Below are 14,998 nucleotides of genomic sequence, written 5' to 3' on the forward strand. Positions count from 1 at the left end.
CGATGCCGGTCGGTTTTCTGACCCAGGAGCAACGCGACGGTTTTGGCCGCTATGTCGATGCCCCCAGTCGTGAGGAGCTGGAACGCTACTTCCACCTGAGCGACGACGACCACAAAATCCTCCTACCGCTGCGCGGCGAGCACAACCGCCTTGGCTACGCCACCCAACTGACCAGCATCCGCTACCTGGGCACTTTTCCCGACGACTTTTCAGCCGTCCCCCAAGAGGTGCTGCAAGCGCTCAGTCGCCAGTTAGGCATTACCGATCCAACTTGTATCCTGGCCTATGCCGAAACCCGCCAACGTCAACGTCATGCCGCCGAGATTCAGGAGCGTTACGGCTATCGGGTGTTTGCTGATTCCAGCGTCGGCTTTCGACTTGCCCGCTGGCTGTATGCGCTCTGTTGGACAGGGACAGATCGTCCTGGCGAGTTGTTCAATCGGGCGACGACCTGGTTGCTGACGCACAAGGTTTTACTGCCCGGCGTCACCGTTCTGGAACGGTTCATCGCCCAACTGCGCAGCCGGGTCGAAGAACGCCTCTGGCTAACCCTTGGCCGCAGTGTGAGCGAGGCGCAACGGCAGCAGCTACAGGACTTGCTGCTGGTCGCCGAAGGCAACCGCAGTTCCCGGCTGGATCAACTGCGCTCCGGCCCGGTGATGGTCAGTGGCCCCGCACTGATTCGGGCGCTGCGCCGGCTTGATGACGTGCGCGGCATCGGCATCGCCTTGCCAGCGGCGGCGCACATCCCGCCCAGCCGTATCGCGGCCCTGGCTCGCTTCGCCAACACCGCCAAGGTCACGGCGATCAACCGGCTGCCGGCGTCGCGGCGGATGGCGACACTGGTGGCGTTCGCCCTGTGCCTGGAGGCCACCGCGCACGACGACGCCCTGGAGGTCCTGGAAGCGCTGTTACGCGACCTGTTCAGCAACGCGGAGAAGGCCGACAAGAAAGCCCGCATGCGCAGCCTGAAAGACCTGGATCGCTCGGCGGCGACGCTCGCCGCCGCGTGCAAGGTCGTGCTGGACAGCTCAATCAGCGATGACAACGTGCGCGCCCGGCTGTTCAACGACCTGCCGAGGGCCTCGCTGGAGAAAGCCCTGGAAGATGTCAATGCGCTGATCCGCCCGGTTGACGATGTGTATTTTCTCGCCCTGGAGGCGCGCTACCGCAGTGTGCGCCGTTTCCTGCCCGACCTGCTCAAGCACATCCGCTTCGGCTTCAGCCCGGCCGGCAAAGGCGTGGTCGCCGGCCTGGATTGGTTGCAGCTGAACCTGCCCCGCCGGAAACCGGAGGATGACGCGCCGCAGGAGATCGTGGCCAAGGCTTGGCAGAAGCACATTACCCGCGAGGATGGCTCCCTCGACATGGGCGCCTATGTGTTCTGCACGCTCGATGCGCTGCGCACGGCCCTGCGCCGGCGCGACGTGTTCGTCTCGCCCAGTTGGCGCTATGCCGACCCGCGTCTCGGCCTGCTCGACGGTGCCGAATGGCTGGCGGCGCGGCCGATCATCTGCCGCTCGCTGGGCCTGACCATTGACGCCGGCACCACCTTGGATGCGCTGAGCGCCGAGTTGGATGCGACCTGGCAGGCGGTCGCGGCCCGCCTACCCGACAACCCCGCGATCCAGCTGAGCGAGAACGCCGAGGGCAAGACCGAGCTCTCGCTCGGCACACTGGACAAGCTGGAGGAGCCGAACTCGCTGCTGCAACTGCGAGCAGCCGTGGCTGATCTGATGCCGCGTGTCGATCTGCCGGAAATCCTCTTGGAAATCGCCGCTCGCACCGGCTTCGCCGAGGCCTTCACCCATGTGTCCGAGCGCAATGCGCGGGCCGACAACCTGGTCACCAGCCTCTGCGCGGTGCTGCTGGGTGGGGCCTGCAACACCGGCCTGGAGCCGCTGATCCGCACCGACAATCAGGCGCTACGCCGCGACCGGCTGTCCTGGGTCAGCCAGAACTATATCCGTGACGACACGCTGTCAGTGGCAAACGCCATTCTGGTGGGGGCGCAGAGCCAACTGGAGCTGGCCCAGGTCTGGGGCGGCGGCGAGGTCGCCTCCGCCGATGGCATGCGCTTCGTGGTACCGGTGCGCACCGTGCATGCTGGCCCCAACCCGAAGTATTTCGGCACCGGCCGGGGCGTCACCTGGTACAACTTGATTTCCGATCAGTTCTCCGGCCTCAACGCCATCACCGTGCCCGGCACCCTGCGCGACAGCCTGGTGCTGCTGGCCGTGGTGCTGGAACAGCAGACCGAGTTGCAGCCGACGCAGATCATGACCGACACCGGGGCCTACAGCGATGTGGTGTTTGGGCTGTTCCGCCTGCTCGGCTACCACTTCAGCCCGCGCCTGGCCGACGTCGGCGGTACCCGTTTCTGGCGCACGCGCCCGGAGGCGGATTACGGCAAACTCAACGGCCTGGCCCGGCAGTCGGTCAAGCTCGATCTGATCGCCGAGCACTGGGACGACCTGCTACGCCTGGCCGGCTCGCTCAAGCTCGGCCGAGTGCCGGCCACCGGCATCATGCGCACCCTGCAAACAGGGGATCGTCCCACCCGCCTGGCCCAGGCGCTGGCTGAGTTCGGTCGCATCGAGAAGACCTTGCACACCCTGACCTACATCGACGACGAGTCCAAGCGCCGCGCCACCCTGACCCAGCTGAACCGGGGCGAAGGCCGCCACAGCCTGGCCCGCGCCGTGTTCCACGGCAAACGCGGCGAGCTGCGCCAGCGCTACCGCGAAGGCCAGGAGGACCAGCTCGGCGCCCTCGGCCTGGTGGTGAACATCATCGTGCTGTGGAACACCCTCTACATGACGGCGGCCGTAGAACGGCTCAGGCAGCACGGCTACCCGGTGCTGGAGGAGGATGTCGCGCGGCTCTCGCCACTGATCCACGAGCACATCAACATGCTGGGCCGTTACTCCTTCGCGGTGCCGGAAGAGGTTACCCGCGGCGAACTGCGGCCGCTGCGCAATCCGGACGACGACCAGTAGGTGTAACGGCCTGGGTTCGAAATCGGCCGGGCACCGCACTCGATGCCACTTCCAGCTCAGACGGATTGCGACTGACGGAGTCCTCGGGCTCACGCTTTCTGCGACCAGCAAGAGCCACTTTTCCGGTGCAGCGCGAATTAGCCGTCCTGACGGGTACTGACCTTTTGTGTGCAGGGGTGATCAGGCTCGGATGCCGCCCTCTTATCTGCTCGCGACATGAAACGCTGATAGCACTCCAGGCCACAGAAGTGCACGACATACTCGGAACCTTCCGGCGTCAGTGCGGCGTCAAGGGGAATGTCCTTGCAGCATTCGCAGCAGCTGATGGTGGAGGTGTTGTTTGTGTTCATGATGGGGGTTCCTCCATCGTCCAAGAAAACCTAGCAACGCTTTCCCCCCGTGACTGAGCGCCGATCGACCTGCAGCCTCCCTGCCCAACTCGGCAGTGGTGGTCGCGCCGTGCTCCGAGCGGGTCACGGTCGCTTCCGAAAGGCCTGCAATGCCGCTCGCAGGAAGAGGATGAAGAAAACCGCCAGCACGAGCGTCGCGAGGCTCCACTGCTCGCTGACGAACGCGCCGGCCGCTGTCCCCGAAAGCAGCAATGCCAGCACCGGCAGATGGCAAGGGCAGGTGAGCGCGGCGAGCACGCCCCAGGTGTAAGCACGCCAGCGGAAGACCTTGCTTGACTCAACGTGATCGGCGTTACGCATAGGCAGAACCTTCGCCGGCGCAATGAGTCAGCCCGGCCAGCTGGGTTGCCACTGCGGCTAAGGCCGCCTGCCGTGCCGTGACTAGCCGGAGCAGGCACTCGACGCAGCCGATCAAGTCGGCGCCATCGTCCGCATCGAGCGCCCGGCAGAGCCGTGCCAATTCGTCGAGCCCGATACCAGACTCGAAGGCGGCGCGCACGAAGCGCAGACGCGCCAGGGACCGCTCATCGAAAATGCCGTAACCGCTCTCCGTGCGCCGCGCGGGGTGCAGCAAGCCACGCAGCACATAGTCGCGCACCACATGCACGCTGACGCCCGCGTCCTCGGCCAGTCTGGATATGGTGTAGGCATTCATCACCGACACTCCCGGTCTTCCCCGCAAACTAGGGCGCTCAGATATTTCCTTCCGGCTAGGCGTTCAGGTAGCCAGATGAGCAATGGCGTAACCCCTAGTGCCAGGAGCAACCACAGCCGGGAGTGATACTCGCCGTTTGGGGCAAACCCATAAGCCAGCAGCGCACCCAGCGCGAGCATCAGGAAATACGGCCCGGTGATGTAGCAGTGAAGGCGGCGACAGCGCGCGGCGTTGACCAGGCAGGCGCCGCCCATCACGAGTAGCGCGGCGCTCGCTGCCAGGAACAACGCAGGGCGTCGATCCGCCAGAACAAGCGCTATGGTCGCCACGACGGCAGGCAGCCCCCATAAGCTGATTACCTGCCAGGTCTTGCGCAGGCTGTCGCGACTGCCGAGATCGCTTGCCGTGTCGTTCATGCTTCAACCTCGCGCGCTCATTACCCGGCGCAGCAGGACAGCTGCTTGACGTCCTTGGCGAAGGTTTGCGCCGCGAGCTTCAGCCCCTCGACCATCGTCAGGTAGGGGAACAACTGGTCGGCCAGTTCCTGCACCGTCATCCGCGCCCGGATGGCGATGGCGGCGGTCTGGATCAGTTCGCCCGCCTCCGGGGCCACCGCCTGCACGCCGATGAGCCGTCCGCTACCTTCCTCGATGACCAGCTTGATGAAACCCCGCGTGTCGAAGTTGGCCAGTGCGCGTGGCACGTTATCCAGGGTCAAGGTGCGGCTGTCGGTCTCGATGCCGGCGTGGTGCGCCTCCGCTTCGCTGTAGCCCACGGTGGCCACCTGCGGATCGGTGAACACCACGGCCGGCATGGCGTCGAGATTGAGCTTCGCCTCGCCGCCGGTCATGTTGAGCGCCGCACGGGTGCCTGCGGCCGCCGCCACGTAGACGAACTGCGGCTGGTCGGTACAGTCGCCGGCCGCATAGATATCCGGGGCACTGGTGCGCATGCCCGAGTCGATCTGGATGGCACCGCGTTCGTCCAGCTTCACGCCGGCGCCTTGCAGATTCATGCCTTGGGTGTTGGGCGTGCGGCCGGTGGCGACGAGTAGTCGGTCGGCATGCAGCTCGCCATGATTGGTGCTCAGGATGAACTCGCCGTCGACGTGGGACACCTGGCTGGCTTGCGTGTGTTCCAGCACTTCGATGCCCTCCATACGGAAGGCTGCCGTCAGCGCTTCACCGATGGCCGGATCTTCGCGGAAGAACAACGTGCTGCGTGCCAGGACCGTGACCTTGCTGCCCAGCCGGGCAAAGGCCTGCGCCAGTTCCACCGCCACCACCGAGGAGCCGATCACGGCGAGCCGCTTAGGAATGGTGTCGCTCGCCAGCGCCTCGTCCGAGGTCCAGTACGGGGTGTCCTTGAGTCCGGGAATCGGTAGAACGGCCGGGCTCGCGCCGGTGGCGATCAGGCAGCGGTCGAAGGCGACGATGCGCTCGCCGCCCTCGGCCAGTTCCACGCTGAGCGTGCGGCCGTCCTGGAAACGGGCGGTGCCGCGTACCAGGGTGATCGCCGGCGTGCTCTCCAGAATGCCTTCGTACTTGGCGTGGCGCAGTTCGTCGACACGACCCTGTTGCTGGGCGAGCAACCGCTCGCGCAGGACGGTCAGGCTCGTGGTGGACAGTCCGGCGTCGAACGGGCTCTCGCGCCGCAGATGGGCCACATGCGCGGCGCGAATCATGATCTTGGAGGGCACGCAGCCAACGTTGACGCAGGTGCCGCCGATGATGCCGCGCTCGATCAGGGTGACGCGCGCACCGCCTTCCACCGCCTTGAGCGCGGCCGCCATGGCGGCGCCACCGCTGCCGATGACCGCCACGTGGAGCCTGTCGCCATCTTTCCCGGCGCCAATGCTGCCGCTCAACCAGCCCCGCGCCTTGTCGAGCAGGCCTGAGCGGGTAGGTGCCGTGGCGTCTTCGAACGCCGCTCGATACCCCAGGGCCTCGACGGCGGCCTGCATCTGTTCACGGCTTACGCCCTCGTCGACCTTCAGTTCGGCCTTCCCGCTGGCGTAGGAAACATCCGCCCGATGCACGCCGGGGATCTTCTCCAAGGCCTCTTTCACATGCTCGACACAGGAGGCGCAGGTCATGCCGACGATTTGTAGTTTGGTCATAGTGTTATTCCTTCATTTTGGCGGAGTCGGACAGGACGTCGGGGAGCAACGGCGGTGGGCGGGCGACACGAGATCCCAGATGGACACCCCAAACATGAGGGCCAGGCCGATATAGAGCAGCCAGCCGCTCCGCCAGCCGTGAGCCAGCATCAAATACACCGCTATCAGCACCAGGGCCGGGCCGATCAGGCCAGGCGCAGCGCGTCGCCACTGCCGGTGACTGAACCCGCCGAGGGCATTGACGAGCAGGGCCAGCCCGGCAAATAACGGCAGCAGCGTGGTGATGAACAGGCCTTCCCACTGGCTCAGAAAGCCCAGACCGATCGCGGCCCCCAGACCGGCAAGGGCGGGGAAACACGAGGCACAGCCTATGGCAGAAATCAGCACGCCAACGGACCCGGCTTTGTCACCGATCCGCGTGAACAAATTGAAAGGGTTTGCCATCGGAATGCCCGCCTACTGCTTGACGCTGGACGGGTAGCCGGCGTCCTCGGTCGCCTTAGTCAGCGCCTGGACATTGGTCTTGGCATCATCGAAGGTGACGATGGCCTCGCGGTTCTCATAGCTCACCTCGGCCTTGGTCACGCCCTCGACCTTGGTCAGCGCCTTCTTCACCGTGATCGGGCAAGCGGCGCAGGTCATGCCCGGCACCGCCAGAGTGACGGTCTGCGTGGCCGCCCAGGCAGGTGCGGCGACTAGGGTGGCGAGGGCGAAGGATGCAAGCAGTTTTTTCATGGCGGACTCCTGATCAGTAGAACAAGGGAAGGATGTAGGGGAAGCCGAGCGCGACCAGCACCAAGGCCGTTACCAGCCCGAACAGCAGCTTGTAGGTGGTGCGTACCTGGGGCACGGCGCAGACCTCACCCGGTTTGCAGACTTGAGCCGGGCGGAAAATGCGTCGCCAGGCGAAGAACAGCGCGACTAACGCCGCACCGATGAAGAGCGGGCGGTAAGGTTCCAGCACGGTCAGGTTGCCGATCCAGGCCCCGCTGAATCCCAGTGCGATCAGAACCAGCGGCCCAAGACAGCAAGTCGAGGCGAGAATCGCCGCAAGCCCCCCGGCGACAAGAGGGGCGCGCCCGTTTGATGGTTCAGACATGCATTTCTCCTTTCGAGCATGTGAGCGATGGTTTAAGGTTACTTCCGTAGTCAAGTACGGAGTCAAGCAGTATGGAAAACACTGTGGAAAGCCTGACCATCGGCGCCTTCGCCAAGGCGGCCGGGGTCAACGTGGAAACCATCCGGTTCTATCAACGCAAGGGGCTGTTGCCCGAACCGGACAAGCCCTACGGCAGCATTCGCCGCTACGGCGAGGCGGACGTGGCCCGGGTGAAATTCGTCAAATCCGCGCAACGACTGGGCTTCAGCCTCGATGAGGTGGCCGGGCTGTTGCGATTGGATGACGGCGCTCACTGCGACGAAGCGCGCGTGCTCGCCGAGCAGAAGCTCGAGGATGTGCGGGGGAAACTCGCGGATCTGCGGCGGATCGAGTCGGTGTTGGCGCGGCTGGTTCACGATTGTTGTGCGAGCCACGGGACGGTTTCCTGTCCGCTGATCGTTTCGCTGCAGGGGGAAAAGGAACTGCGCTGACTCCGCGCGTTAACCGAGGATTTCCCGATGCGTGAGGCACCTCCGGGGTCGGCTTGCGCTTGGCAAAACAGCGGCGCTCATTGAGCGCCGCTGAATGGCCAAAGGAGCACTTGCATAGGCCACAGGTTAGTACTGCATCAGCAGCTCATGTTCTACTTTGCAGGCGGACAGCCGGGCTGCGCCTCGGCCCGGCCAGCCGCCGTGGCCCCCAGTTGCTCAATCTTCTTGGCGGTTTCCGCCACCAAGGCCGCCTCAGCCTTGTCGCGCATAGCGGCGATTCGCTCGATTGAACGGTCGCTCCCGCTCTCGGCCCATACGGTGGATGACAGCAGAGTCGCACCAACTATCAGCAGTAGTCTTAGGTATTTCATAACAGCCTCCTCTCGGGTTTTCTACCCACGAGCCGACTCTATCTCCGTAGTTAAGTACGGAATCAAGGAGAGATGGAGATGAAGGTCCTGGATTATGGCGCTGAGAGGAAATGGCAGGGCTTAAGTGCACTTTCTGTTCCGTTGCTCCCCAAACCCCGAAACCTGTTTTTGATGGTTATCCGCCTATGTTGGTTGGCTACATGCGCGTGTCGTCGGACTCCGACCGCCAGAGCACGGACTTGCAGCGCGACGCGCTGCTCGCCGCCGGCGTCGATCCGCGTCACCTGTTTGAGGATCGTGCCTCTGGCGCGAAGGATGACCGTGCCGGCTTGGCGCGGGCGCTTGAGTTCGTTCGAGCCGGCGATGTGCTGGTGGTGTGGAAACTCGACCGGCTCGGTCGCTCGCTGTCGCACCTGCTCGCCATTGTGACTTCGCTCAAGGACAAGCGGGTGGCGTTCCGCTCGCTGACAGAGAACCTGGACACTACGACGCCCTCGGGCGAATTCCTGTTCCAGGTGTTCGGTGCGCTCGCGCAGTACGAGCGCGCCTTGATTCAGGAGCGCGTCGTCGCGGGCTTGGCCGCCGCACGCAAACGCGGCCGGATCGGCGGCCGGCCGCAGGCGATCACTGGTGAGAAGCTGGACGCCATCGTCGCCGCGCTCGATGGCGGCATGTCTAAGGCGGCGGTGTGCCGCAACTTCAATGTCAAGCGCACTACGTTGATCGAAACATTGACGCGAGCAGGTTGGCGTGGTGCGGGAAGGACGGTCGATGAGCAACAAGAATAAGCTACTCACCGTCTTTTCTGACGCAGAGCAGGAAGCCTTGTACGGCCTACCGGACTTCGACGATGCTCAGCGGCTGGAATACCTGGCGTTGGCCGAATCTGAACTGGCGTTCGCCAGCAGCCGGCCTAGCCTGCAGGCCCAAGTCTATTGCGTCTTGCAGATCGGCTACTTCAAGGCCAAGCATGCTTTCTTCCGCTTCGATTGGCATGAGGTCGAGGACGATTGCGCCTTCGTGCTGAGTCGCTATTTCCACGGCGAAGCGTTCGAACGCAAGGCGATCACCAAGCATGAGCACTACAGCCAGAGGGGTCAGATCGCCGAACTGTTCGGCTACCGGTCGTGGGCGGCTAGCTTCCTGCCGCAACTGGCACAGCAGGCTGAACAGATCGTGCGGCGCGACGTAATGCCAGGATTCGTGGCCGCCGAACTGATCGTTTGGCTCAGCGAGCACAAAATCATCCGGCCCGGCCACACCACCTTACAAGAGCTGGTCAGTGAAGCCCTGTCCACCGAACGCAGGCGCTTGGGCGGCTTGCTGGCAGAAGTGTTGGACGAATCGGCCAAAGCTGCGCTGGGCCAGCTCCTGGTGCGTGACGACACCCTGTCTCAACTGGCAGCGCTCAAGCAGGACGCTAAAGATTTCGGCTGGCGTCAGATGGCAGGGGAGCGCGAGAAGCGCGCCACGCTGAAGTCCTTGCACGGGATCGCCAAGGCGCTGCTGCCCAAGCTCGGCATCTCGCAGCAGAACCTGCTGTACTACGCGAGCCTGGCGAACTTCTATACCGTCCATGACCTGCGCCACCTGAAGGCGGAGCAGACCCGGCTCTACCTGCTGTGCTATGCCTGGGTACGTTACCGGCAGCTCACCGACAACCTGGTCGACGCGATGGCCTTCCACATGAAAAAACTTGAGGACGAGAGCCGCACGGGTGCGAAACAGTCCTTTGTCGCCGAACAGCTGCGACGCCATCAGGAAACGCCGCAGGTTGGCCGCCTGCTGTCGCTGTACGTGGACGACAGCGTGGCCGATCCGACGCCGTTCGGCGAGGTGCGCCAACGCGCCTACAAAATCATGTCCAGGGAATTGCTGCAAAACACGGCGCAGCGCATGAGCGTCAAGCCACTGAACAAACTGGCGCTGCACTGGCAGGCGGTGGACGGCCTGGCCGAACGCATTCGACGCCATCTACGGCCGCTGTACGTCGCGCTCGACTTCGCCGGCACGGCCCCCGATAACCCATGGCTCGCGGCGCTGACTTGGGCCAAGAGCGTGTTCGCCAAGCAGCAGCGCCTATCACAACGGCCACTCGACGAATGTCCGGCGGCAACGCTGCCGAAACGCTTGCGTCCGTACCTGCTGATGTTCGATGCCGAAGGCACGCCGACAGGCCTGCATGCCGATCGTTACGAATTCTGGCTTTACCGTCAGGTCAGGAAACGCTTCCAGGCGGGCGAGCTCTACATTGACGATAGCTTGCAGCACCGGCATTTGTCCGACGAGTTGGTTTCGATGGACGAGAAAGCCGCCGTGCTCGCGCAGATGGACATCCCCTTCCTGCGGCAGCCGGTCAGTGCCCAGCTCGATGCACTGGCGACCGAGTTGCGTGCGCAATGGGTGGCGTTCAATCGCGAGCTGAAACAGGGCAAGCTGACGCACCTGGAATACGACAAGGACACGCAGAGACTGACCTGGCGCAAGCCCAAGGGGGAGAACCAGAAGGCGCGCGAGCAAGCTCTCTACGAGCAACTGCCATACTGCGATGTCGCCGACGTGTTTCGCTTCGTCAACGGCCAGTGCCAGTTCCTGTCGGCGCTGACACCATTGCAGCCACGCTATGCGAAGAAGGTAGCCGACGCCGACAGTCTGATGGCGGTGATCATTGCCCAAGCCATGAACCACGGCAACCAGGTTATGGCACGTACCAGCGACATCCCGTACCACGTCCTGGAGAGTACCTACCAGCAGTACCTGCGCCAGGCGACGCTACATGTGGCCAACGATTGCATCAGCAACGCCATCGCCGCACTGCCGATCTTCCCGCATTACTCGTTCGACCTCGATTCGTTGTACGGTGCCGTTGATGGGCAGAAATTCGGCGTCGAGCGACCAACTGTGAAGGCGCGCTACTCGCGCAAATATTTCGGCCGCGGCAAGGGCGTCGTCGCCTACACGCTGCTGTGCAATCACGTGCCGTTGAACGGCTACCTGATAGGCGCACACGAGTACGAGGCTCACCACGTGTTCGACATCTGGTACCGCAACACGTCGGACATCGTGCCGAGCGCGATCACCGGCGACATGCACAGCATCAACAAGGCCAACTTCGCCATCCTGCACTGGTTCGGACTTCGTTTCGAGCCGCGCTTCACCGACCTCGACGACCAGTTGCAGGAGCTGTATTGCGCCGATGATCTGGCATTGTACGAGAAATGCCTGATCCGGCCGGCTGGCCAGATCGACCGGCAACTCATCGTCGGTGAGAAGGCGAACATCGACCGAATCGTCGCCACACTGGGCCTGAAGGAAATGACGCAGGGCACGCTGATCCGCAAGCTGTGCACCTATACGGCGCCGAACCCGACGCGGCGCGCAATCTTCGAGTTCGACAAGCTCATCCGCAGTATCTACACACTGCGCTACCTGCGCGACCCGCAACTGGAGCGTAATGTTCACCGCTCGCAGAACCGCATTGAGTCCTATCACCAGCTACGCTCGACCATCGCCCAAGTCGGTGGGAAGAAGGAATTGACCGGCCGCACCGACATCGAAATCGAGATCAGCAACCAGTGCGCCAGGCTGATCGGCAACGCGATCATCTTCTACAACTCGGCGATCCTGTCCCTGCTGCTGACGAAGTACGAGGCAGCTGGCAATGCCAAGGCGCTGGCGTTGATCACGCAGATGTCGCCAGCGGCCTGGCGGCACATCCTGCTGAACGGGCATTACACCTTCCAGACTGACGGCAAGTTCATCGACCTGGATGCGCTCGTGGCGGGACTGGAGCTGGGCTGACGGAAATTTCTGGGATTCCGGCGTACAACCCCGTAAAATAGAAGAGTGAGCACTTGATTTGCTGGTGCTTTCAAACAACGGTGTTGTTTTTTTAACAGCCGAACTGGAAAGGGAGGCTGAGCTGCTCAGTGATCACTTTATCCGTTGGCTGATTTACGCCGGCATGTTCGCTACAGGCACTGAACGACAACGCAGATGGTATGGTCTGTGCGTTCTGACTCGTCAAGGATCGGCCAATGGATCGTTTGTCTAATTTGCTCTCGCGGTTCGGCGTGCGGGCCAATCTGTTCTATGACGGCGACCTATGCGGCTCTGCATCTTACGATGGCGCCGAGCGGCGAGGTTATATCCATCTGCTTCAGGCCGGCAGCGTGACGTTGCTTGGTCCCGATCGCAAGGATTTGCAGCTCACTCGCCCTAGCTTGATTTTTATGCCACGCCCCGCCAAGCATCAATTGTTTGCGGGTGAGTCCGATGGCGCAAAGTTGTTGTGTGCTTCCATGGAGTTTGAGGGCGGAATTGATAATCCTTTGTCGGCTTCATTACCGGACTGTTTGGTGCTCGCACTCGATGATCTGCCCATGCTGGCAGACACGTTGGAGTGGATGTTTGCCGAGGCGGCAAATGTGCATTGTGGAAGGGAAGCCGCGCTTGAGCGCTTATTTGAGCTCCTAATCATTCTGTTGCTCCGTTACCTGCTCGATCATCACCAGTTGCGCACCGGAATGATGGCTGGACTGGCCGACATGCGGCTTGCCCGATCGCTTTTACAGATGCACAACTCCCCGGAACATGCCTGGTCAATAGCAGAGCTGGCCAGTGAGTCAAATATGTCACGCGCTGCGTATGCCGTGCATTTCAAGAGTGTCATCGGACAGACGCCTGCTGATTATTTGTTGAGTTGGCGAGTTAGCCTGGCTCAGAAGCTGATGCGAGAAGGGCGCTCGATTACGCTGATTGCAGCTCAAGTCGGCTACGAAAGTCCTTCGGCGCTGTCTCGCGCATTTAGACGCAAGACGGGGTTGAGCCCTCGTGACTGGTTGAAAGATCTGGCGGGGGAAAATGATGGCAAAAAGGCCTAAGGCATTACTGCCTTAAGCCATTGAAAAAATTATGCATTAATTTTACGTTTTTCCAGTTCAACCAGCGAATGGCCTGCCACAAATATCGAAACAGCAAGCAACCCTAAGTCTTTAAGCAGAAACTGACCTGGCGCAACGGAAATCGCCGGAAACCCTAAACTAGGCTCAATGACGCCCGGAGTGGAAAACATAAAGCTAAGGGTTGTGAAGAACAGGCCTGCAGACAGAGCGCCTCCTACCACGGATAGTTTGGGCGACAGCATGCGGCCTGCGATCAGAGTGCCGATCGAAATCTCTAGTATGCCGAGCAGGCTGGAGAACATGTCGACCGAAAAAATGCTATACACCCATCCCAAAAGCGGGCTGTTGCTCACCAGTGGAACCAGGCCCTCGGCCTCGTAGTGGGTAAATTTCATGCCGCCGAACCAGAAGTAAATAATAGCGAGAGCCAAGTACGCGCCATAGATACCTAGCCCCATAGTTTTGGTTCCAAGCGTTAAGTGGGCCTGTACGCTGGACTTCGAGTTTTCAATGCCTATGGTTTTCATGTCTGAGCTTCCAGTAGTGAGTGAGAGTGTGTTGGCTGCCGAACGCCGTATGCGTTGGCGATGAGATTATTATGGCTGGCATCTCTAATCAAGAGGCATCAGAAAGTATTGATTTCAGTGCAGATCGTCTTGGGCGGTGCAATTCGCGATGAAGGGATCGCCGTGGAGAGCGATGAGTGCACTATTTCGATAAAGGAGTCGTTTTACATAGGTCGATGAAGGAGTCGCCTCAGAAAACGGAAAATAAAGCACGCTAAGGCGTAGTTCCCTCGGGCTACACCGCGTCCGCACTGCGCGGTTCTTTCTTCCCTTGCAGTGACGCAATCAGCGGGCAGGAAACGTTCCCCTTCCGCGCATGGCAGGCGCACACCAAATCAGACAGCACGGCCTCCATGCGCGCCAGGTCAGCCATCCTCTCGCGCACGTCCTTGAGCTTGTGCTCGGCCAGGCTGCTGGCTTCCTCGCAATGGGTGCCATCCTCCAGCCGCAGCAGCTCGGCGATCTCATCCAGGCTGAAGCCCAACCGCTGGGCTGATTTCACGAAGCGCACCCGCGTTACATCCGTCTCGCCATAGCGGCGAATGCTGCCGTAAGGCTTGTCCGGTTCCGGGAGCAAGCCCTTGCGCTGATAGAACCGGATGGTCTCCACATTGACCCCGGCCGTCCTGGCGAAAACGCCAATGGTCAGGTTCTCCAAATTGTTTTCCATATCGCTTGACTCCGTACATAACTACGGAAGTAAGCTTAAGCTATCCAATTCAGATTCGAAAGGACAAACGTATGTCTGAACCTCAAAACGGGCGCGGCGCGCTCTTCACTGGCGGGCTGGCCGCCATCCTCGCCTCGGCTTGCTGCCTCGGGCCGCTGGTTCTGATCGCCTTGGGGTTCAGCGGCGCTTGGATCGGCAACTTGACGGTGTTGGAACCCTATCGCCCCATCTTTATCGGCGTGGCGCTGGTGGCGTTGTTCTTCGCCTGGCGGCGCATCTACCGGCCGTCAGCCGCCTGCAAACCGGGTGAGGTTTGCGCGATTCCCCAAGTGCGAGCTACTTACAAGCTCATTTTCTGGGGCGTGGCCGTGCTGGTTTTGGTCGCGCTCGGATTTCCCTACGTCGTGCCATTTTTCTATTGATCACAGGAGTTCACCATGAAAAAGCTGCTTTCCGCCCTTGCCCTCGCTGCCGTTGTTGCCCCCGTGTGGGCCGCCACCCAGACCGTTACGCTGTCCGTACCGGGCATGACCTGCTCGGCCTGTCCGATCACTGTCAAGAAGGCGATTTCCAAGGTCGATGGCGTCAGTAAAGTTGACGTGACCTTCGAGACGCGCGAAGCGGTGGTCACCTTCGATGATGCCAAGACCAGCGTGCAGAAACTGACCAAGGCTACCGAGGATGCGGGCTACCCATCATCAGTCAAGAACTGAT

18 protein-coding genes are annotated in these 14,998 nt (G+C 61.8%); 7 read left to right on the forward strand and 11 right to left on the reverse strand.

The window, feature by feature from the left end; genetic code table 11:
- Positions 1-2: 2 nt before the first annotated feature.
- Entirely contained in the window at positions 3-2,999 is a 2,997-nt protein-coding gene (locus tag GYA94_RS06335) for a Tn3 family transposase (RefSeq protein WP_004574519.1), read from the forward strand.
- A 137-nt stretch (positions 3,000-3,136) separates the two neighbouring features.
- Here the strand turns inward: GYA94_RS06335 and GYA94_RS06340 are convergent, their stop codons facing one another.
- The 8 genes from GYA94_RS06340 to merT (GYA94_RS06375) form a co-directional block, all read right to left on the reverse strand.
- A complete protein-coding gene (locus tag GYA94_RS06340) occupies positions 3,137-3,349 on the reverse strand; it encodes a DUF3330 domain-containing protein (RefSeq protein ID WP_004574520.1) in 213 nt (70 codons plus the stop codon).
- A 123-nt stretch (positions 3,350-3,472) separates the two neighbouring features.
- The gene (gene merE / locus GYA94_RS06345; protein ID WP_004574521.1) at positions 3,473-3,709 is read right to left on the reverse strand and encodes a broad-spectrum mercury transporter MerE; all 237 of its coding nucleotides are present in this window, start codon (positions 3,707-3,709) and stop codon (positions 3,473-3,475) included.
- On the reverse strand, positions 3,702-4,064 hold the full coding sequence (merD, locus tag GYA94_RS06350) for a mercuric resistance transcriptional repressor MerD (RefSeq protein ID WP_004574522.1): 363 nt from the start codon (positions 4,062-4,064) through the stop codon (positions 3,702-3,704). The genes merE and merD overlap by 8 nt, the downstream gene beginning before the upstream one ends.
- Positions 4,064-4,480, reverse strand: a complete 417-nt coding sequence (locus GYA94_RS06355; protein ID WP_004574523.1) for a hypothetical protein — start codon at positions 4,478-4,480, stop codon at positions 4,064-4,066. Before GYA94_RS06355 ends, merD begins: the two co-directional genes overlap by 1 nt.
- Before the next feature lie 20 nt (positions 4,481-4,500).
- The gene (merA, locus tag GYA94_RS06360; protein WP_004574524.1) at positions 4,501-6,183 is read right to left on the reverse strand and encodes a mercury(II) reductase; all 1,683 of its coding nucleotides are present in this window, start codon (positions 6,181-6,183) and stop codon (positions 4,501-4,503) included.
- Positions 6,184-6,195: 12 nt separating this feature from the next.
- On the reverse strand, positions 6,196-6,627 hold the full coding sequence (gene merC, locus GYA94_RS06365; protein ID WP_004574525.1) for an organomercurial transporter MerC: 432 nt from the start codon (positions 6,625-6,627) through the stop codon (positions 6,196-6,198).
- 12 nt (positions 6,628-6,639) lie between these two features.
- Positions 6,640-6,918 (reverse strand): mercury resistance system periplasmic binding protein MerP, encoded by a 279-nt coding sequence (gene merP / locus GYA94_RS06370; protein WP_004574526.1) that lies wholly within the window; start codon positions 6,916-6,918, stop codon positions 6,640-6,642.
- Between the two features lie 13 nt (positions 6,919-6,931).
- On the reverse strand, positions 6,932-7,282 hold the full coding sequence (gene merT, locus GYA94_RS06375) for a mercuric ion transporter MerT (protein ID WP_004574527.1): 351 nt from the start codon (positions 7,280-7,282) through the stop codon (positions 6,932-6,934).
- Between the two features lie 71 nt (positions 7,283-7,353).
- Between merT (GYA94_RS06375) and merR (GYA94_RS06380) the strand changes: the two genes are divergently transcribed.
- Positions 7,354-7,773 (forward strand): mercury resistance transcriptional regulator MerR, encoded by a 420-nt coding sequence (gene merR, locus GYA94_RS06380; protein ID WP_004574528.1) that lies wholly within the window; start codon positions 7,354-7,356, stop codon positions 7,771-7,773.
- 152 nt (positions 7,774-7,925) lie between these two features.
- On the opposite strand, the gene GYA94_RS28480 is transcribed toward merR (GYA94_RS06380), so the two are convergent.
- Positions 7,926-8,144, reverse strand: a complete 219-nt coding sequence (locus GYA94_RS28480; protein WP_304363533.1) for a co-regulatory protein PtrA N-terminal domain-containing protein — start codon at positions 8,142-8,144, stop codon at positions 7,926-7,928.
- 185 nt (positions 8,145-8,329) lie between these two features.
- Here GYA94_RS28480 and GYA94_RS06385 point away from each other — a divergent pair, with 185 nt between their 5' ends.
- The 3 genes from GYA94_RS06385 (at position 8,330) to GYA94_RS06395 (ending at position 13,027) form a co-directional block, all read left to right on the forward strand.
- Positions 8,330-8,932, forward strand: a complete 603-nt coding sequence (locus GYA94_RS06385) for a recombinase family protein (RefSeq protein WP_010465829.1) — start codon at positions 8,330-8,332, stop codon at positions 8,930-8,932.
- Entirely contained in the window at positions 8,916-11,945 is a 3,030-nt protein-coding gene (locus GYA94_RS06390; RefSeq protein WP_024015041.1) for a Tn3 family transposase, read from the forward strand. Before GYA94_RS06385 ends, GYA94_RS06390 begins: the two co-directional genes overlap by 17 nt.
- A gap of 236 nt (positions 11,946-12,181) precedes the next feature.
- On the forward strand, positions 12,182-13,027 hold the full coding sequence (locus tag GYA94_RS06395; protein WP_003464995.1) for an AraC family transcriptional regulator: 846 nt from the start codon (positions 12,182-12,184) through the stop codon (positions 13,025-13,027).
- A gap of 29 nt (positions 13,028-13,056) precedes the next feature.
- Here the strand turns inward: GYA94_RS06395 and GYA94_RS06400 are convergent, their stop codons facing one another.
- Together GYA94_RS06400 and merR (GYA94_RS06405) are read right to left on the reverse strand one after the other, a co-directional pair.
- Positions 13,057-13,575 carry a YkgB family protein gene (locus GYA94_RS06400; RefSeq protein WP_003464991.1) on the reverse strand — a complete coding sequence of 173 codons (519 nt, stop codon included), beginning with the start codon at positions 13,573-13,575 and terminating at the stop codon, positions 13,057-13,059.
- A gap of 274 nt (positions 13,576-13,849) precedes the next feature.
- Positions 13,850-14,284, reverse strand: a complete 435-nt coding sequence (gene merR / locus GYA94_RS06405) for a mercury resistance transcriptional regulator MerR (protein WP_000429838.1) — start codon at positions 14,282-14,284, stop codon at positions 13,850-13,852.
- A 71-nt stretch (positions 14,285-14,355) separates the two neighbouring features.
- Here merR (GYA94_RS06405) and merT (GYA94_RS06410) point away from each other — a divergent pair, with 71 nt between their 5' ends.
- Both merT (GYA94_RS06410) and merP (GYA94_RS06415) read left to right on the forward strand, forming a co-directional pair.
- On the forward strand, positions 14,356-14,706 hold the full coding sequence (gene merT, locus GYA94_RS06410; protein ID WP_001294667.1) for a mercuric ion transporter MerT: 351 nt from the start codon (positions 14,356-14,358) through the stop codon (positions 14,704-14,706).
- A 15-nt stretch (positions 14,707-14,721) separates the two neighbouring features.
- On the forward strand, positions 14,722-14,997 hold the full coding sequence (gene merP / locus GYA94_RS06415; protein ID WP_000735441.1) for a mercury resistance system periplasmic binding protein MerP: 276 nt from the start codon (positions 14,722-14,724) through the stop codon (positions 14,995-14,997).
- Position 14,998: the final 1 nt, after the last annotated feature.

The sequence above is a fragment of the Pseudomonas juntendi genome (assembly GCF_009932375.1).
Taxonomy (GTDB): Bacteria; Pseudomonadota; Gammaproteobacteria; order Pseudomonadales; family Pseudomonadaceae; genus Aquipseudomonas; species Aquipseudomonas juntendi.